The sequence below is a fragment of the Limnothrix sp. CMB-01 genome (assembly GCF_055193175.1).
Genome location: NZ_CM143720.1, coordinates 4556000 through 4574928, shown reverse-complemented (window position 1 = coordinate 4574928; position 18929 = coordinate 4556000). Strand labels below are relative to the sequence as shown.

The 18929-nt window shown below is 55.4% G+C and carries 16 protein-coding genes and 5 pseudogenes; 9 read left to right on the top strand and 12 right to left on the bottom strand.

The genetic code is table 11. The features are described from left to right. Positions 1-11 precede the first annotated feature (11 nt). A complete protein-coding gene (locus ACZA91_RS18945) occupies positions 12-158 on the bottom strand; it encodes a hypothetical protein (protein WP_463184081.1) in 147 nt (48 codons plus the stop codon). Between the two features lie 177 nt (positions 159-335). On the opposite strand from ACZA91_RS18945, the pseudogene trpS reads away from it, so the two are divergent. From trpS to ACZA91_RS18930, 3 genes and pseudogenes are all read left to right on the top strand, one after another. Further along, positions 336-1381 (top strand): annotated as a pseudogene (gene trpS / locus ACZA91_RS18940) (tryptophan--tRNA ligase). 258 nt (positions 1382-1639) lie between these two features. Beyond that, positions 1640-1897 carry an NAD(P)H-binding protein gene (locus ACZA91_RS18935; protein ID WP_463184079.1) on the top strand — a complete coding sequence of 86 codons (258 nt, stop codon included), beginning with the start codon at positions 1640-1642 and terminating at the stop codon, positions 1895-1897. 29 nt (positions 1898-1926) lie between these two features. Continuing rightward, positions 1927-2103: a hypothetical protein gene (locus ACZA91_RS18930; protein ID WP_463184077.1), complete on the top strand. Its 177-nt coding sequence runs from the start codon at positions 1927-1929 to the stop codon at positions 2101-2103. 329 nt (positions 2104-2432) lie between these two features. Here ACZA91_RS18930 and ACZA91_RS18925 read toward each other — a convergent pair whose 3' ends face one another. From ACZA91_RS18925 to ACZA91_RS18890, 8 genes are all read right to left on the bottom strand, one after another. Further along, complete coding sequence (locus ACZA91_RS18925; RefSeq protein ID WP_463184076.1) at positions 2433-2726, bottom strand: hypothetical protein; 294 nt, start codon at positions 2724-2726, stop codon at positions 2433-2435. 2 nt (positions 2727-2728) lie between these two features. Beyond that, positions 2729-2962, bottom strand: coding sequence for a hypothetical protein (locus ACZA91_RS18920; protein ID WP_463184074.1), 234 nt, complete (start codon positions 2960-2962; stop codon positions 2729-2731). A gap of 386 nt (positions 2963-3348) precedes the next feature. Beyond that, on the bottom strand, positions 3349-3531 hold the full coding sequence (locus ACZA91_RS18915) for a hypothetical protein (protein WP_463184073.1): 183 nt from the start codon (positions 3529-3531) through the stop codon (positions 3349-3351). 10 nt (positions 3532-3541) lie between these two features. After that, positions 3542-3694, bottom strand: coding sequence for a hypothetical protein (locus ACZA91_RS18910; RefSeq protein WP_463184071.1), 153 nt, complete (start codon positions 3692-3694; stop codon positions 3542-3544). Further along, positions 3695-3820 carry a hypothetical protein gene (locus tag ACZA91_RS18905; protein ID WP_463184069.1) on the bottom strand — a complete coding sequence of 42 codons (126 nt, stop codon included), beginning with the start codon at positions 3818-3820 and terminating at the stop codon, positions 3695-3697. Positions 3821-4012: 192 nt separating this feature from the next. Further along, complete coding sequence (locus tag ACZA91_RS18900; RefSeq protein ID WP_463184068.1) at positions 4013-4876, bottom strand: glycosyltransferase family 39 protein; 864 nt, start codon at positions 4874-4876, stop codon at positions 4013-4015. Next, positions 4873-5532 carry a GUN4 domain-containing protein gene (locus tag ACZA91_RS18895; RefSeq protein ID WP_463186480.1) on the bottom strand — a complete coding sequence of 220 codons (660 nt, stop codon included), beginning with the start codon at positions 5530-5532 and terminating at the stop codon, positions 4873-4875. The genes ACZA91_RS18900 and ACZA91_RS18895 overlap by 4 nt, the downstream gene beginning before the upstream one ends. A gap of 2 nt (positions 5533-5534) precedes the next feature. Then, entirely contained in the window at positions 5535-6014 is a 480-nt protein-coding gene (locus ACZA91_RS18890; protein WP_463184066.1) for a hypothetical protein, read from the bottom strand. Between the two features lie 426 nt (positions 6015-6440). On the opposite strand from ACZA91_RS18890, the pseudogene secD reads away from it, so the two are divergent. The 4 genes and pseudogenes from secD to clpS all read left to right on the top strand — a co-directional run bounded on the left by secD (position 6441) and on the right by clpS (position 9855). Continuing rightward, a pseudogene (gene secD, locus ACZA91_RS18885) lies at positions 6441-7843 on the top strand (protein translocase subunit SecD). A 47-nt stretch (positions 7844-7890) separates the two neighbouring features. Continuing rightward, positions 7891-8887 (top strand): annotated as a pseudogene (secF, locus tag ACZA91_RS18880) (protein translocase subunit SecF). Positions 8888-9079: 192 nt separating this feature from the next. Then, positions 9080-9358: a hypothetical protein gene (locus ACZA91_RS18875; protein WP_463184064.1), complete on the top strand. Its 279-nt coding sequence runs from the start codon at positions 9080-9082 to the stop codon at positions 9356-9358. A 209-nt stretch (positions 9359-9567) separates the two neighbouring features. Next, positions 9568-9855 carry an ATP-dependent Clp protease adapter ClpS gene (clpS, locus tag ACZA91_RS18870; protein ID WP_099533615.1) on the top strand — a complete coding sequence of 96 codons (288 nt, stop codon included), beginning with the start codon at positions 9568-9570 and terminating at the stop codon, positions 9853-9855. A gap of 79 nt (positions 9856-9934) precedes the next feature. On the opposite strand, the pseudogene ACZA91_RS18865 reads toward clpS, so the two are convergent. The 3 genes and pseudogenes from ACZA91_RS18865 to ACZA91_RS18855 all read right to left on the bottom strand — a co-directional run bounded on the left by ACZA91_RS18865 (position 9935) and on the right by ACZA91_RS18855 (position 13162). Continuing rightward, a pseudogene (locus ACZA91_RS18865) lies at positions 9935-10757 on the bottom strand (IS5 family transposase). Between the two features lie 192 nt (positions 10758-10949). Further along, entirely contained in the window at positions 10950-12146 is a 1197-nt protein-coding gene (locus ACZA91_RS18860) for a histidine kinase (RefSeq protein WP_463184062.1), read from the bottom strand. Between the two features lie 377 nt (positions 12147-12523). Beyond that, positions 12524-13162: a TVP38/TMEM64 family protein gene (locus ACZA91_RS18855; protein ID WP_370567699.1), complete on the bottom strand. Its 639-nt coding sequence runs from the start codon at positions 13160-13162 to the stop codon at positions 12524-12526. Between the two features lie 427 nt (positions 13163-13589). Between ACZA91_RS18855 and ACZA91_RS18850 the strand changes: the two genes are divergently transcribed. After that, a complete protein-coding gene (locus ACZA91_RS18850) occupies positions 13590-13868 on the top strand; it encodes a DUF5340 family protein (protein WP_463184061.1) in 279 nt (92 codons plus the stop codon). A 994-nt stretch (positions 13869-14862) separates the two neighbouring features. Continuing rightward, a pseudogene (locus tag ACZA91_RS18845) lies at positions 14863-18872 on the top strand (magnesium chelatase subunit H). Positions 18873-18929 lie beyond the last annotated feature (57 nt).

The following is an 18929-nucleotide window of genomic DNA, read 5'->3' as shown; positions in this document are numbered from 1 at the left end:
CGCCCCGCCGCTCAAACGCCATCCCCAGACCATAACCCCGCCCCATCGCGATCGCCCTCTTCACTAATCAAGCTCAACAGTTCAGGCAAAATTTCTCGGATTGTAGCCAAGTTATTGCCCCAGCCTGCACCCAAATCGCTATCCAACCCGATCGTCATCCAGATTGAATCCGGCGAACTGCCGCGCTAGGATTCCTAAGCGGTGGCAAGGGAACGCCAGCAGTTGCCCCCCGTTGGAATTGCTAGACGAACAAAGAGCCATTGAATCGTTTCCCTCGTCGCCGCCCAGACAACCTAGAAAACTGCTCCACCCAAATCGGCCCCCCTTTGCAACCCATGAGCCAAACCAGCAAAAAACGAGTTCTCTCCGGCGTACAACCCACCGGCAGCATCCACCTCGGCAACTACTTGGGCGCAATCCGTAATTGGGTCGTCAATCAGCACCAGTACGACAATTTTTTCTGTGTGGTGGATTTGCACGCCATCACCGTTCCCCACAATCCGGCGGTATTCGCCGCGGACAGCTTCAAGATTGCCGCCCTCTACTTCGCTGTGGAATTGACCTCAGTTGCTTCCACAATCTTTATCCAATCCCACGTGAGCGCCCACAGCGAATTGAGCTTGGTCTGGAATTGCGTCACGCCCCTGAATTGGCTGGAGCGGATGATTCAGTTTAAGGAAAAAGCCCTGAAGCAAGGCGAAAATGTCAGTGTGGGTCTGCTGGACTATCCGGTGTTGATGGCGGCGGATATTTTGCTTTATGACGCGGATTTGGTGCCGGTGGGCGAAGACCAGAAGCAGCACTTGGAGTTAACCCGCGATGTGGCGATTCGGGTGAATCATCAATACGGCAGCGAGGAGCGAGCCAATTTTGAAAGTGCCTGAACCCGCCATCCGCAAGGAAGGGGCCCGCGTGATGAGCCTGACGGACAGGGACGAAGAAGATGTCGAAGTCGGATCCGACGGAGATAAGCCGGATTGAGCTGTTGGACAGCCCCGACCCGATCGCCAAGAAAATTAAGCGCTGCAAAACTGACCCCCCAGCGCGGTTTGGAGTTAATAACCCGATCGCCGAATGCCACAACCTGTTGGGTCTCTATCAATTTTTGTCCGGCAAATCCCGCGAGGAAGTGGCGGCGGAATGTCTGCCGACATGGGTTCCAGGGGACAGTTCAAGCCCCTGCTGACGGAAACGACGATACGCGGCGCTGGAGCCGATTCAGCAAAAATATAACGAAGTGATGGGCGATCGGGGCTATCTGGAATCTGTGTTGCGGGATGGTCGCGAAAAGGCGACCGCACCGTTGGCCAATGCCACCCTGCTTCGGGTGAAGGATGCTTTGGGCTATTCGCGACCGCTTTCAGGCCGATTCGAGGGTTAATCACCCGCTAACAGGCGATCAGAGACCATAACCAACTGGACAAGGGAGACGGAAACAGCGATGAAAGCCGTGGTGTTGGTGCAACCGGCGAAACGGGCAGGCGAATCTGCAAGCCTTGGTCGATCGCCAAGTGCCTGTGCGGGCCGTGGTGCGCGAATTTGGCCACCGCTCGCGCGATTTTGCCGGATTCGGTGGAAGTGGTGCAGGGCAATTTACTGAATCGCCGCTTGAATCGACTCTGCCTTAGCCGGTTGCACAGTGGTTTTGAGCGCTGCCGGAGCCAGGCCCAGCTTGGATCCAACGGGCCCTTGCAGGTGGATTATCTGGGAACCAAGAACAACCGATGCAGCCAAGGCGGCGGGCATTGAGCAGTTGGTGCTGGTCTCTTCCCTTTGTGTGTCCAAGCTGCTCCACCCGCTGAATTTGTTTTGGTTGATTTTGTTTTGGAAACAACAAGGTGAGCGCTACTTCCAAAACAGCGGACTGACCTACACGATCGTACAGCCGGCGGTCTGAAAAACGAAGATCGGGACACTCCTGTGGTGATGAGCACTGCCGATACGCTCTTTGAGGAATGGATTCCCCGATCGCAGGTGGCCAAGGTTTGTGTCGAAGCCTTGTGGGAACCGGCGGCCCGCAACAAAATTGTGGAAATCGTCGCGCGGATGATGCCCCCGTGCAGCCTTGGTCAGCCCTTTTTGCCAGCGTTTAAGCGCGGTTGAATCAATGTTTCCTAACTCATCCAATCCCAATCCCTTGGGGGGTTCTGGGTCGTCGCTGCCCGGTTCACTGCCTGGAATCTCCCACCGGAGAACTGCCGGGGCAATGGCTACGGCACCGGGCTAGTGGCTCCCCAAAGCGTGGATGCGCGCACCAAAAAATTGATGCAGCGCACTTTCTTGAATCTTGCTTTTGGCGGGTCTGGCGATGGGGCGGTCATCTCCGTAGGGGTGGTGATTGCCTTCCAAAAATTTGGACTGATTGGCGTACCCACCCCCCAGCGCCCCGATCACGCCAGGGAATTAACCTCAAACTGGCACACAACAAGCCATTAGGATTGGCGCACCACCGCCCCACGCACACATAACCCCAACAGGCTGCCGCTCAACAGCAGCTTCAGGGTTTCCAGCCCAAAGTAGCCCCCATGCCAAAGGGTCATGGCCGCCGGAACCGAGGGAGCAGTGCTAGCCCAAGACAGGGAAGCCCCTAGCCCCGCCATGGTCGGCGCGAGCCAATAGGTTTGCATCAACATGATGGCCATCAGCACCACCGCGATCGCCACCACCCACCGCTCGCTGAGGCGGCTCACTTCGTGGCGATATCCCAAGGCCAGCGCACCGGCCATCACTACCCGGCCACCAACAGCCCCACGTGGTTAAACCCATTGAGCAGTGACCAACCCACGGGCGCGAAGTCGGGCCGCTCCATCATGCCGCCCATGTAGAGGGCAGGCATGGCCGCCAGGTCGATCGCCAAGGTGGCCCCAACCCACAACAAGAGCGCGATCTCAACGGTCATTTTCCAAGCCGATTGCCCCAGACCGAGAGCGTGGCTGAGACTGGTTTTAAATTCAGAACTCATGCTTGAATCGCCTCCTAAATTCCAATTTCTAGCCTAGGAAACTTCCGAGATCAGCGGTAGCCTTTGTTGGGTTTATTCATGATTTGCACATGAACCGTAATACCAGGCAATTGCTGAAGAATCTAAAAATTGAGGATCATGGTCTGATCGAAAAAATGAAGTTCTTCGGTTGCTCATTGCCCAAGTTTCAGAATGGGTCAGGTTCCAAATGTTGACGATAGGCCGATCAATCAGTGCTAGGGCGCTTTGGGGGGTGATTAATCCAGCACTTGAATGATCCAAGTGTTGTTAAAGGGTTCAATTGCCTGGATTTGGTAGCGGGGATTGGTTTTAAGCAAATCAGCCATTCTGTCTTGGGCCAATAGGCGATCGCCCGCTGAATGGTTTCAGGAAGGGGCAGATGGATTCTCTAGGTAAATCAGTTGGGCTTGGGATGGCAGGCAACGGGCAGGGTAAGCAACCGCAGAGCATTGCCGCTGATCACCACGGGTGGCTGCAGCTCGCTCACCCGCTGGGCGATCGCCGGGATCGTCGTAACTGCTGTATTTGTTCCACCAGGTGGGAGCCATCACGCCTTGGCTACTGGGCAGGCAGCCCCACCACCCACAACAGGGCGATCGCCCCCGCAGCCCAAGGCCGCCGCCGTTGGTTAGCCCAAGCTTCGCTGAGACCAAAAGGCCAGCACCCAGGTGAGGGCCAGCAGGCCGGAAGGAAGTAGCGGGCAATGGTCAATCACTGGCCGCCATCCACCGCATCCAACAGGGCAAAGGGCAGGGCGATCGCGCCAGTCAGTAGGGGAAACAGCCAAATCTCCGGCGGCGTGACCCGCAGCAACCGCCGAATGCTGATCGCAACCATCGCCAGCAACAACCCGATCGGGAGCCAATGCCAGGACAGGGCGATGGGGTAGGTTTCCTGGGTGATGTGGAACAGAGCCGATGAAACAGGCTTGCCAATCCAGGGCGATCACACTGAAATTCAGCCCCAACACTGTACCAAGGTTCCCCAAGTCAGCTCCCAAATGAATCCAACCCATGGGTTTTGGATAGGTCAACCAACAAACCAGCCAGGGACTAAACAGCACCAACACCCCCAGCAGGGAACCACCGGCCAAAAGGTTATGGCGCAAGGCATTCCAACCCCGGTGCGATGGCTCCAGCCATCCCACAGGGCCACGTAGGCTCCTTGGGCAGCAATCCCAAGGGCCAAGGGCAAATGGCCATAGAAATTCCAGGCCACCAAGACTCCGTAGGTCATCCAGGCTGATGGGTGGGTTTGCCCGCGATCGAGCCGCAGAGCACGCAACAGGGCCCAACTGGCCAACAAAAACAACACCACCGCCAAACTGTAGCCCCGGGCTTCGCGGGCATAGACCACTTGGATCGGGGAAACGGCCACCAGACCGATCGCCAAACCAATCACCGATCGGGCCCTGGGCCAATCGGCTAACCAAGCCTGCCCAAACAGAACCAAAGCCGGAAACACCAGCAGGCTCACCAGGGCAGAAAAGGCCCGAATCGCCGCTACCGAGTCCCCTGCCAAGTGCGTCCAGCCCCGCAGCAACAGGTAATAGAGCGGCACTTGGTCGGGGGTTTCGGTGGCCAGGCTGTGGAGCGTCGCCAGCCAAGGATGATCGCCCGATCGCTGCAAGGGAACTAAATCAGCGGGGAAAACAGGCCGCCCCTGGGGCTGGAAAAAGTCCTCCACTTGCTCCTTGGTATAACCAGCAATGCGGACGGAGGTGATGGTTTCGTCGTACCAGTAAACCGCGCGATCGAGGGCCGAAAACCGCAACAGCACCGCCACCACCAAAACGAACCCAATCACCCAACCTGATCGGCCCGGCCCAGATCCGCCGGGCCAAAAACCGCCTAAATTCCCAAATCGGCTCGATCGCTTCGGGGAGCTGCTCATGGGTTCACATCCCGATCGCGGGCAATCTCAGCGGCGGCATCCGGCAAATCATCGAACTCCTCAGGGAGATCATCATCGGGAACATCATCCGCTGGCAATCTCAACCCATGCTCCTGGTCATCATTCATGAATCGATCCTCCTCGACGGCCGACCAATCGGCCGGAGGCCAGTGAAGCGCCAAATAGGGTACATCCCAAGAGTCTTGGCGCGATCGCCCCGCTGCAAAGTTGCGCCCCGTCTCCGCACCGGGGTAGGGCAAATGACCCACCGGAGCCGACAGGTCAAAAATGAGGGAATCGTAAGGAATCAGTTCCACCACCCGATCGGGCGCAGTGCCCCGAAACCGTTGCCACCAAAGGGCTAGCCGTTGCCAGTCATCCTGGGCCACCGCATCGGGATCAAACAGGGTCACTTGCCAGCCCACATAGTCCGCCAACTGCTCATAAACCTCTGGATCCCACTCTCCCGGCTGTCCACCCAATTCTGTCCACAGGGCCGCTTGAATACTCCAGCCAAATTGCCCGCGACTGTAGGTCACCCACAGCTCATCAATCTGTTGCAGTTCCGCCGTGGGTAATTCCAGAAAGGAGCATTGGGCGGCAAAGTAACGCACTAGCCGATCGGTTTCTCGATCGGCCGATCGCCAATCTCCCACTTTCAATGCTTCAAACAAATCCTGATACAAATCTTGGCGGGCAAACCCGCCCCTTGCTCCGCACAAATCCGATGGGCTTCGCCTCGGCGGGCAATATCTTCGTAAATGAGCAGGCCATCTCGTTCAACTTTGTGGATCCAATCCTCACAGCCGGTCAGATCTGGTGCAAAGGCATGGCCACAAAATTTACAGGGCCTGGTGATCCAGAGGCGCACCACAGTTGGGGCAATGTTCCAAGGACGCATCCAGGGCCAAGGCTCCACAACTGCCACGGGTCGCGGGGCTAATTGCACCTGAGCCAAGCAGTCTTCATGAAAGAAGCGCTGTAACTGGGGTAAATAAACCACCGCCGAGGGGCGATCGGCTGCTGACAAACCGCACAGGGCAATCCCAAATCGTCGAATCGCCCCGCAATGGGGACGCGCCGCCGCCCCCAAGGGCACTGCTCCGCCACAGTCCAGGCAGGTGGATAACTCGGCCATGCGTTCTCCTGCGTTGCTCAACCCGGGCGATCGCTCCAGTTATGCAAGATTTTGCAACCATCAGGGGCGATAGGCGTTTGTCTGTGGGTTATTTTGCCTGATTTTCTGGTTTCTATTTCCTGGCGCTCAGTGTGTTGATGAACCCCTGTTGATGAACCCTGCGGGTCGTTGCCTGAGCTGCTGGGGTTAATCAACCGTTGGGATCACGGGTTGATGGTAACGCCGTTCAGAATCAATGCAGCGCCAACTCAGTACTAATTCAGTTCAGTACCAATCCAGCGCCGAAGGTTCATAAACAGTTCAAGGGTTACAGCCGCGATCACTCGCTTCGGCGGTCGGGGTTGCGGTGTAGTGTGTTCGTTGCGACATCCGGCCGTTTCGGGGGTCGTTGGTTAAGCCGATCGGCGACGCGCAATCCTGAGGCCTATGCAACGCCAGAAATTTACCCTTGGTTTCATTGTGGTGCTGACGATCGCGGCGATCGCCGTGATTGTTAACCTGCCCGTGCAGTTGGGGCTTGACCTACGCGGTGGCTCCCAACTGACACTCCAGGTCATGACCACGCCGGAAATTCCCAGGTCACGCCCGAAGATCTCGCCATCCGCAAAGTTATTGATAACCGGATTAATGAGCTGGGGGTTTCCGAAGCCCTGGTGCAAACGTCCGGCAACGACAAGCTGGTGGTGCAACTGCCGGGGGTCAGCGACCCGGAACAGGCGGAGCGAGTTGGGCAACACGGCGCGGCTGGAGTTCGGGAGCAAAAACCGGGAACCGAGCCCAATACCAAGCGGAACGGCAAGTTTACGACGAGCTGAAGGCGAAACGGGCCGCGCTGATTCAGGCAGGGGACAAGGCCGCGATCGACGAAAATCGGCGGGCGATCGAACGGAGCCAGGAAGCCATTAGCCAACTGTTTGAAAAAGCGGTGCTCACGGGCAAGATCTCCGGGAAGCGGGAGCCGCCCCGGATGGTGGTTTGGGTAACTCTGGGTCGTGATTATTCGCTTCGGCCGATGCCGCCGATCGCTATGCGGAACTGACCGAAAAAACTGGCGGGCACGGGTCGCGGCCTGGGTATTTTTCTGAATCGGGACTTGTTAACCGCACCGGTGGTCGGGCGGAATATGCCCAATTGGGAATTACCGGCGGCAGCACCGAAATTCGCGGTAACTTCACCGCCGACTCCTCCCAAGAGTTGGTGATTCAACTGAAGGGTGGAGCCTTGCCCCTGCCCGTGAAGTTGGTGGAAACCCGCACCGTAGGCGCAACTTTGGGTCGCGACAGCGTAGAAAGCAGCATTTGGGCTGGTGTGGGTGGCTTGGTGTTGGTGCTAATCTTATGGCCATCTACTATCGCCTGCCGGCGTGGTGGCTGACCTGGCCTGATCATCTATGCCCTGTTGAACTTTGCAGTATTCGCGTTAGTGCCTGTCACCCTCTCGTTACCAGGGATTGCGGGTTTCATTCTCAGCATCGGGATGGCGGTGGATGCCAACGTGCTAATCTTCGAGCGCACCCGCGAGGAATTGCAAGCGGGCAAGAGTCTTTCTGAATAGGTCGAATCCGGTTTCTATAGGGCGTTTTCCAGCATTTTGGATGGTAACGTCACCACCCTGATTGCCTGTGTGGTGCTGTTTTGGCTGGGCACAGGTTTGGTCAAAGGGTTTGCCCTCACCCTGGCGATGGGGTGTTGTTGAGCATGTTCACCGCCCTCACCTGTAGTCGCACTCTGTTGTTTGTGGCCCTCAGTATTCCTTCCCTGCGCCGTCCTGAGTGGTATTGCCCTGGTCTAAAGGCCGCCAATCTGAAAACGGCTGGCTCGGGCAACTAGCGCCCCCTTCGCCCCATTCCACCTGCCCTCCTGAATCAGCAAGCGCGATGAACCTGAAGATTATTGAAAAAAGTCGGTTGTGGTGGTCGCTGTCCCTGGCTTTGACCGTTGCCGGGGCGATCGCCGTGATTGGTTGCATGGTCACCTTTGGCACGCCCCTGAAGTTGGGACTGGACTTTGTGGGGGGAACTCGCCTGCAACTGCAACTGGACTGCCCAGCCACCGGGGCCCAACCCCAATGCCAAAAACCTGTGGAACTGGCCGATGTGCAGGGCCGTGCTGAACGAACAGGACTTGGGCGGCGCGGCTGTCCAGTTGTTGGATGTGGACTCCAAGGGCCAAGACCGACATATCATCGCCATCCGATCACAGGATTTAGCGGCCGAGAAGCGCACGGCCTTGGTGACCGCCCTGGAAGCCAAATTGGGCAAGTTTGATGCCCAAGGAACGCTGATTGACACGGTGGGGCCCGTGCTGGGGCAGCAGGTGCTGAACTCCGGGGTGATGGCTGTGTTGCTTTCCCTGCTGGGCATTGTGATCTATCTGCGTTTCCGCTTTCAGTGGGACTACGCCATTTTTGCGGTGGTGGCCCTAATCCACGATGTGCTGATTACGGTCGGGGCATTTCCGGCCATGGGCTGGTTTGGCGGCACGGAAATTGACACGCTGTTTATCGTGGCCCTGCTGACAATCATTGGCTTTTCCGTGAATGACACTGTGGTGATTTCCGATCGGGTGCGGGAGAACATTGCCCAAAATCCCACCGCCCGATCGAGCACAGTGGTGAACGATGCGGTGAATCAAACCCTGACCCGATCGCTCAACACCACCGCCAGCACCTTGCTTTCGGTTGTGGCGATCTTCCTGTTTGGGGGTTCCACCCTGCGGGACTTTTCGCTAGCCCTGATCATTGGGTTCATCTCTGGGGCTTACTCCAGTATTTTCATCGCCAGTACCCTGCTAGCCTGGTGGCGATCGCGCCCGGGCTATGTGCCCCCCAAACCTGCCACGGAAACCGAAACCAAGCTCCAAGACTCTATTTAGCCATTCCCTTCTTTGCTGAATCGGTTGGCTGAATTGGTTGGCTAAATTGGTTGGCTGAACAGAGCTACTGAACGGGTTTGCTGGGTTTCTGCAACTTTGCTGTTGCTGAGTGCCCTAATGCCAGTTTCTTGCTCGACCCCAAAGACTTCTTGATCGGCCGTTTGTCTTTTCTTCCTCGCCCCTTGCCCAAGCGTGCCTGCTCCTTCTTCCTCTCGCTTGCCCAGTCGATCGCGCTGGTTGCTGCTCGTCCTCTGTTGGGGCACGATGGGCCTAGCTAGTCTCTGGGCAATGCGCGAAGAATTTGACCTCTGGCGCACCTATTTCACCTGGGCCGCGGTGCGCTATGCCATTTTTTTCAACCGCTGGCAGGTTGGCCTGTCCCTTTGCCTGGGGCTGACTGTCACCACGCTAATCGATTACGGTAGCCATTATTTCTGTAATAGGCAGCCCGATCGCCCGCATAAACCCTAAATGGGTCACAGGCGTAAACGCTTTAACCAACCCCCAGACCTAGGCATTTTCAGAACCGGAATAGCAAGTTGACTGTCGAGAAAAGTTGATAATAATAAAGAGTGAATTGCAGTGAGCGATCGCTCCTCTTGCTAATCGGGTTTAAGCAATTAGGCCAACAGCTGAATCGCCCCAATGGTTACTTATGCCGTTTACCGAGGAACTACGCCATGTCCGTTGAAATCATAGAAAAGAAGTCAGCCGCCACCATCCGTAAACCAGCACCTCGCTACAAAGTGCTGCTGCATAACGATGACTTTAATTCCATGGAATATGTGGTGGAAACGCTGTTACAAACCGTTAGCAGCCTTACCCAACCCCAAGCCGTTAACATCATGATGGAAGCCCATTTTAACGGCTTGGCTTTGGTCATTACCTGTGCCCAGGAACATGCGGAATTTTATTGCGAAACCCTCAAAAACAAAGGGCTAACCAGCACGATCGAGCCAGACGAATAGGAACCAATTCATCAGTCGTTTTGAGCAATTCTAAGGAACCAAAGACAAGGGGCTTAAGAGCTGATTTATAAAGACAATATTAATCAGCCATCCCCGCTAATCGTTTCACCATCAAATGCATTAAGCAGCCGTAAATCATCCCTTCGCTCGTCTCCGAATACAACTCATAGTCCTTGCTCAATCGCCGAAATCGGTTCAGCCAGCCAAACGTCCGCTCGACAATCCATCGCTTGGGCAACCTCTCAAACCCTCTACCGATTCGGCTGATCACCTCCACGCGCACACTCTCACCACACACACGCTTCACAGCATCCGCAAACTTTTTCCCGGAATACCCCTGATCGACCCAAACAACTTCTAGCCGAGATAGCTTCTCCTTCACTTCCTCTAACACCACAATCGCTCCCAGTCGCTCAGAAGCATTCGCTTCAGTCACCAACGACCCCATTTGGAACCCTTGCGAGTCAACGATAATGTGGCGTTTACGTCCCTTAACCTTTTTGCCACCATCGAAGCCGTAGACCACCCCCTTTTTTCCGTCGTTTTCACCGACTGAGAGTCACCGATACTGACACTAGATTGCTCTGAACGACCTAATTTGCTCCGCAGTTGCTCTCGCATCTGGTCATGCATTTGCTGCCAAATTCCTTTCCGTTGCCATTTCTGGAAGTAATGGTAGACCGTGCTGTAAGGGGGTAAATCGTGAGGCAGCATTTCCACTGGCAGCCAGTGCGCTGGACGTAAAAGATGCCATTGAGGATTTCTCGGAAATCAACTTCTATCGGATGTCCAAAGCCTTTAGGAGCGGGCAGCAGCGGCTGGAGGAGCACCCACTCATCATCGCTCAAATCACTGGGATAGGCTTTGCGGGTAGGATTGGCAATGACCGGGAGACGACTCATGAGCTGGGTGATACTTCGGGTAGGTCTAGCCTAAAACCGAATTTAGAGCTGCCAAGTCGGCTTTAGCTTCTCTTTATGAATTAGCTCTAAGCCCCTTGCCTCCACCAATCCTGGTGCTTTGCCAATACACTGGTGCTTTGCCAGTGCCCCAAGTTATTGCTCAGACATCTTCTTGATCAGTTAATGGTTGCCCTATAAAGCAGACGGCTTGTACCCCAGCTTTTGGTAAACCGGGAGGGTGAAATGAAAACAACTCCCGCCGCCCGGCCGCTCATCAACCCAAATTTGTCCATAGTGGGCCCGAATCGCCCGCTGGCAGGCAGCTAGCCCAATGCCATATCCTTCTGAGCGTTGATCTCGTTGCAGTCGGAATCGCTCCTTAAAGATGGAGCTACGTTGGCTGTCGGGAATGCCGGGGCCGCTGTCGCAAATGCTGACCTGCACATTCTGGGTGGTGCGGTGGAGGGCGGCCACATGGATTGTGCCCCCATCCGGCGTGTATTTCACGGCATTGTCCAGCAGGTTGGAAATCACTTGCCGAATTCGATCGGGGTCGGCATAAACCACCGGCAAATCTTGGGGAATATCCGTTTCTAGGGTTTGGTGCTTCAGGCTAATTCGGCTGCTGAAGGTGTCAATCACCGCGTGACAAAGGGCCTTGAGATCCACGGATTGGGGTTGAATGTCGGCCTCTTGCCCCTCCCCTTGGGACACTTCCAACAGGTTGGCAATCAAGCGATCGATCGCCCGAATTTGCGATCGCGCCTGCATCAACAGTCGCTCCCGCAGGCTGTCGGTCATCTGGGCCGCCTGAATGGTGTTGGGTCGATAGCTGGCCTCCAGGGTCTCGATCGCCATCGAAGCCGCCGCTAAAGGGTTTCGCAAATCGTGGGCCACAATCTCGATCGCCCGATCCTTAAACCGCAACAGTTCCCTTAACTCCGCCTTTTCCCGCCCTAACCGAAAGACTTCATCTGACAGACGAATCACCTCCGCCGCCGTTGCCAACGACGAGGGCGAACCATCCGTCGGCATCATGTCCATCGGCTGGTTGTTCTCCGGCAAGTCCAAGCTGTCGTGAATTGCCTCTTGCCACCGCTCCCACCAAGCATCCAGTTGCTGGGCCAAGTCCATTCCCGTCAGGGTTTGGCGAGGGTGGGGATGCACCTTCACCAGCGCAGGCGTGGCAATGAGCCGGAAATGTTCAGCCACGTAGGGCTGCTCGGCCACGTCCACAATGTCGAAAGCAAAGGGGTAACGGGCTTTTAAGGACTGTAATCGACCCTGAATTAGGCTTGCTTGCTCCCAGGAACTGGAGCGGTGATCCACAAACAGAAGCAGTTGCAAGGGCGCGCGTGAGGCAGGGAAAGGATCGGGCGAAACCGACATAAGCGATGAACCATAAGATCAATAAGTTATGGATCGAGGCGGGCCTGCACCGTGACCATCCACCCGCATTCCAGCCAAAAAGGCGCAAACTCTTTACAATCAACGTCAATCAAAATCAAGCTGCAAGCCAGTTGCAATCAAACTACATGCAAACGCTCATCAAGGGCAGTGGGGGGTGATGGAGCTGGCAGTGGTTGCCTCTGTCGATACCAATACCGCAGAAATGCCGTCGCTGGATCAGCCGTTGCTGGATCAAGGGTGGGTTTGGAAATGGGGCCGCAGGCTAAAAGTCGCCAGTCGGTTGAGTTCAGGCTAAGTTGAGCTTGAATGGGTGTTGATTTCTCCAGCCTATCGCTTTTTTCAGCGGGAGCTGCCAATTACGGTAAATCGGGAGGGGTAGAAGCGGCAATTCGATCGAGCGCCGAGCGGGCCGCCTTCGTCACGATCCCGGTTACAACTAGGGTGGCGATCAAACCCAAAATAAAGAGCAACCACTCGATCGGGCTTTTGGCTCGTTCTCCATACCCCGCAAACAGGCTGGCCAAGTCCCGAAAAGAAGCCCCGATATAGACATAGGCAACCGTTCCCGGCAACATCCCGATCGAAGCCAACAGGTAGTCTCGGATCGAAACCTGCGTTAGCCCCAACATATAGTTCAAGGCATTAAAGGGAAACAGCGGCGACAAGCGCATCAGCAACACAATCTTGAGGCCATCTTCTGCAATGGCGCGATCGATCGCCTGAAATTGTCGATTTCCAGCAATCCAGCGCTGTTCCACCCAATCCCGAATGCCATAGCGTCCCACCAGGAACGCCGCCAACGACCCCAGCGTGGCCGCCCAGAAAACAATCACTGATCCCCAACCCACCCCAAACAGCACCCCGGCCCCCAAGGTCAACAGCGATCCGGGAACCAGCGCCACCGTGGCAACCACATACACAACCATGAAAGCGACACCGCTCCAGGGCCCCAGATGCATAATTTCCGATAAAACCCACTCCAAGAACGCCTGCACGCTAACCAGCCTCCCTCAGCCCCAAATCGGTGAATTGCAAGGAATCCCTCGTTTTAGCCCCCCAATACTCTCCGTCTATAAAAATCCGCATCTATAAATCTGCTTCTGCCAGCCATCAAGTCATCAAAAATTTTTGGAAAATCTTACTTGAAATTTAGCTTGATCTTTTCTGAATAGCTACTCGATAAATTCTGAATCTATATTCCCTTCCTCGTTCTCTTCCCTATGGACAGTTAAAAGACCTAAATCAAAATTTTCCCGATGAAGACCCCGACAATAGCAGTAAAATGGTTCAATATTATCTATTGCCACAGAATTGATTCCCACAAAATCACTGGAGCAAAAGCTGCAACTAAAACGGTAACCAAATCCCACTAACCTTGAATTTGACTTTAGAATCTTTTCAGAATCACTTCGTGAATGTCCTATGGATCGGCCGTCCCAAGCTCCAATTCCGCTGCCTTCACACATTCACTACGAACTACTTCTTCAGTTGCTGGAACGAGAAACCAGTGGCACTCTCAAACGAGGCACGGAGGAACACCGACAGCTCCAAGAATTGGTGGCCACCCTGCGCCGGGCACTCGCCGTTCAAAAACAGTTGGAAGCCAGTTGCCAAAACAAACAGCTCCCGATCGAATATCACTGGTCGTTGAATCTGCCAGCCGTTGGCCCTCTGAGCAACGCTGCCAAAGGCGAAGAATAATCCAGAATCAATGATCAATCAGGAGCGATTGATTAAATTGGCCAACCATCATCAATCAATTTCACCAATCAATGCTTAATCGACCTTTCATTTCGTATTAATAAATTTTCATGATTGGCAGTTTGACTATAACCACCAAATTAGTGATTTTGGTTTGATATTGAAATAAATTCAAATGATTCAAGCAATTTCGATAACCTTTGAATAATCTCCAATTAAACTCACTATCGACTCTTTTCCTCCATTTGAATATTTTCTGAAAAAACCATCGCAGTTGATCAATAAAGTAATTTAGTTACCAGCTTTAGCTGATTAGAAATTGGCAAACCCAAAGCTTATTTGATCAGAAAATTAAAGATCAAAGGCTAATAGGCTAATTTAACGAATTTAAATTAACCAAAATAGATCAACATGGATTAATCAAGATCACAAATCGATTAATCACCAAAATCGCTGGCTTTTGCTCAATTTTTGCCAGTTTAATTGGTCCTTCGCGCCGTGCTCAGTTCCCAATCTTCCCAAGCAGGATGCCAAAGGCCCCAGGCGATCACCCAAAGTGCTTGGGATAGCTCGTTTTGTGACCCATGGCGATCGCTAATTCTTAAGGATTGACCCAAGCCAGCCCAATCAAATCGACCCCATTTCAGAGAAGCTTGTGCCAGTTAGTGGCAGAATGATTTTGGTTTTGTCCATATTTTTAGCTGAATCCTAATTGCAAAAGATTCTCGTTTCTGTCGATTCCGAAACCTGTAAAAACCCCTCCCAATTAAAGATCCAGCCCATCAATGACTCAAGACAAATCTGCCGAATGGAAATAGCTCACAGTTTCCAATTTGCAACAAACTGAAATAATTAGCAGGATTATTTTTATCGAATTGTGTCAAATCCTAGAATTGCAAATCAGCGCCAATCGGCAATCTGGTAAAAGTGCCTAGAGAGCAAGCGTTTTCGAGTTTCCATCCTCATCCAACCCAGCCGCAGGAGAGAGTACCGGATGTTCACCTACGTCAAGCCCGCCGTGCGCCACGTCCAACCCGAAGATCTTCGGGGGCGGTCTTTAGTCAAGGTGGTCTACGTCGTTCTGGAAGCGCAGTACCAGAGCGCCTTGACGGCAGCAGTCAAGTCGATTAATGCCAACAATCCGAATGTGGCCGTAGAAATCAGCGGCTATTTGATTGAAGAGCTGCGTAGCCCCGAAAATTACGAAGCCTTTTGTGATGATGTGGCCAGAGCCAACATCTTCATTGCTTCATTGATCTTTATTGAAGACCTGGCCGAAAAGGTGGTGGCCGCCGTGCAGCCCCACCGAGATCGCCTCGATGCGGCCGTGGTTTTCCCCTCCATGCCCCCCGTGATGCGGCTGAACAAGCTGGGCACCTTCTCGATGGCGCAATTGGGTCAGTCCAAGAGCGTGATCGGCGAGTTCATGAAGAAGCGCAAACAGCAAAACGGCAGCGGCTTTGAAGACGCGATGCTGAAGCTGCTGCGGACGCTGCCGAACGTGCTGAAATTCCTGCCCGTGGAAAAGGCGCAGGATGCCCGCAGTTTCATGCTCAGCTTCCAATATTGGCTGGGTGGTTCGCCGGAGAACCTGGAAAACTTCCTGCTAATGCTGGCCGATAAGTATGTCTTTAAAACGGACAAATCGGGTCGCGATCAGTCACGCGAAAAGATTGATTTGGATTATGCCGAGCCGGTCACCTATCCCGACATGGGAATTTGGCACCCGCTAGCTCCCAAGATGTTTGAGGATACGAACGAGTATTTGGCTTGGTATCGCAGCTCGTCAGTCGTGCCCGATGCGGTGCGTGATCCCGATGCGCCCTGTGTGGGGTTGGTGTTGCAGCGGACGCACTTGGTGACAGGTGATGATGCGCACTATGTGGGCATGGTGCAAGAGTTTGAAGCCCAGGGCGCGAAGGTGATCCCGGTGTTTGCGGGGGGCTTGGACTTCTCGAAGCCGGTGGATGAGTATTTCTATTTGCCGAGCAAGAACGGCGGCGAACCGACCACGATCGTCGATGCGGTGGTGTCGTTGACGGGGTTTGCCCTGGTGGGTCACCGGCCCAGCAGGATCACCCGAAGGCGATCGAATCCTTGAAGCGGCTGAACCGTCCCTACATGGTGGCGCTGCCGTTGGTGTTCCAAACCACCGAAGAGTGGGAAGAAAGCGAGCTGGGCTTGCACCAATCCAAGTGGCGCTGCAAATCGCGATTCCTGAGTTGGATGGGCGATCGAGCCGATTATTGTCTCCGGTCGCGACGGCAACACCGGCAAGGCGATCGCCCTGCAAGACCGCATCCAGGCGATCGCCGAGCGTGCCCTCAAGTGGGCCAACCTGCGCCGCAAACCGAAGCTGCACAAGAAAGTGGCGATCACCGTCTTCAGCTTCCCACCGGACAAGGGCAACGTGGGCACGGCGGCCTATCTGGACGTGTTTGGCTCGATCCACGAAGTGCTGCAAGGGCTGAAGCGCGAAGGCTACGACGTGCAAGACGTGCCCGAGTCGCCCAAGGAGCTGATGGAAGCCGTCCTGAAGGATGCCCAGCCAATACGCCAGCCCCGAGCTGAACGTCGCCTGCCGAATGAGCGTGGCGGAATACGAAAAGCTCACCCCCTATTCCAAGAAGCTGGAAGAGAACTGGGGCAAACCGCCAGGCAACCTGAACAGCGACGGCCAAAACCTGCTGGTGTTCGGGAAGCATTTCGGCAACGTGTTCATTGGTGTGCAGCCCACCTTCGGCTACGAAGGCGACCCGATGTTGCTGCTGTTCTCGCGATCGGCTAGCCCCCACCACGGATTCGCCGCCTACTACACCTACCTGGAAAAGGTCTGGGGCGCAGATGCGGTGCTGCACTTTGGAACGCACGGTTCGCTGGAGTTCATGCCCGGTAAGCAAATCGGCATGTCCAACGACTGCTATCCCGACAGCCTGATCGGCTCGATCCCCAACCTCTACTACTACGCCGCCAACAACCCCAGCGAAGCGACGATCGCTAAGCGCCGGGGCTATGCGGAAACGATTTCCTACCTGACTCCGCCCGCCGAAAACGCGGGTCTCTACAAGGGTCTGAAGGAACTGAGCGATCTGATTGGCTCCTACCAAACCCTGAAGGACACGGGCCGCGGCCCCTCGATCGTCGATGCGATTATCGAGCAAGCCCGCGCCGTCAACCTGGACAAGGATGTGGAACTGCCGGAAACGGCTGGGAAAGATCTGAGTTCCGAGCAACGGGACACGGTGGTGGGTTCCGTCTACCGCAAGCTGATGGAAATCGAATCGCGCCTGCTGCCCTGCGGTTTGCACGTGATCGGTAAGCCCCACCGGCCGAAGAAGCAGTGGCCACCCTGGTGAACATTGCCGCCCTCGATCGCCCCGAAGACGGGATCATCGCCCTGCCCCGGATCATCGCCAACAGCATCTATCGCGACATCGAAGAGATCTATCGCAACAGCGATAAGGGCGTGCTGGCCGATGTGGAACTGTTGCAACAAATCACCCTGGCCACCCGCACGGCGGTGAAGGCCATGGTTGATGCCCAAATCGACACCGATGGTCGCCTCTCGAAGCTAGCCAAGTTCAACTTCTTCGGCTTCGGCACGCAAAAGCAGCCCTGGGTTGAAGCCCTGAGCGAGGCTGGGTTTAACAACGTCGATCGCGACTCCCTGAAGCCCCTGTTCGAGTACCTGGAATTCTGCCTCCAGCAAATCGTGGCCGACAACGAAATGGCCTCCCTGCTGCGGGCCCTCGAAGGGGAATACATCCTGCCCGGCCCCGGCGGCGACCCGGTGCGCAACCCGGAAGTGCTGCCCACGGGCAAGAATATGCACGCCCTGAATCCCCAGTCGATTCCGACCACAGCGGCGGTACAGTCGGCCAAGGTGGTGGTCGATCGGCTACTCGATCGCCAACGCCAAGAAAACGGTGGCGCATACCCCGAAACGATCGCCTGCGTCCTCTGGGGCACTGACAACATCAAGACCTACGGCGAATCCCTGGCGCAGATCCTCTGGCTGGTGGGCGTGAAGCCCGTGCCCGATGCCCTGGGTCGCGTCAACAAGCTGGAACTCGTTTCCCTTGAGGAACTGGGTCGCCCCCGGATTGATACGGTGATCACCTGCTCCGGCGTGTTCCGGGATCTGTTTGTGAACCAAATGGCCCTGCTCGATCGCGCCGTCAAGATGGCCGCCGAAGCCGATGAGCCGTTGGAAATGAACTTCGTTCGCAAGCACGCCATGGCCCAAGCACAAGAACTCGGCATCAACCTGCGCCAAGCCGCCACCCGCGTGTTCACCAACTCCTCCGGCTCCTACTCCACCAACGTCGGTCTGGCAGTAGAAAACGGCACCTGGGAACAGGAAAAAGACCTGCAAGACATGTACCTATCGCGCAAGTCCTTCGCCTTCTCCGCCGACAACCCCGGCGAAATGGAGCAGTCCCGCGAGTTGCTGGAACGCGCCCTAAAGACCGTCGATGTGACCTTCCAAAACCTGGATTCGTCGGAAATTTCCATGACCGACGTGTCGCACTACTACGACTCCGACCCGACCAAGGTGGTGGCCAGCCTGCGCGGTGACGGCAAAAAGCCCGCCGCCTACATGGCCGACACCAGCACCGCCAACGCCCAGGTGCGCACCCTGTCGGAAACCGTCCGCCTGGATGCCCGCACCAAGATGTTGAATCCCAAGTGGTACGAAGGGATGCTGTCCACGGCTACGAAGGGGTACGCGAGCTGGCCAAGCGCCTGAACAACACCCTGGGCTGGAGCGCCACGGCGGACGCGGTGGACAACTGGGTCTACGAAGACACAAACGACACCTTTATCGCCGACCCCGAAATGTGCAAGCGGCTGATGGATCTCAACCCTCACTCTTTCCGCCGAATGCTGGGCACGTTGCTGGAAGCCAACGGCCGTGGCTACTGGGATACGAGCGACGAAAACCTCGATCGCCTGCGGGATCTCTACCAAGAAGTGGAAGACCGAATCGAAGGCATTGAATAACGTCTTCGGCTGGCATACCCAGCGCTGATTGCTAGCATGGAGATAGGTCTTCTGTCT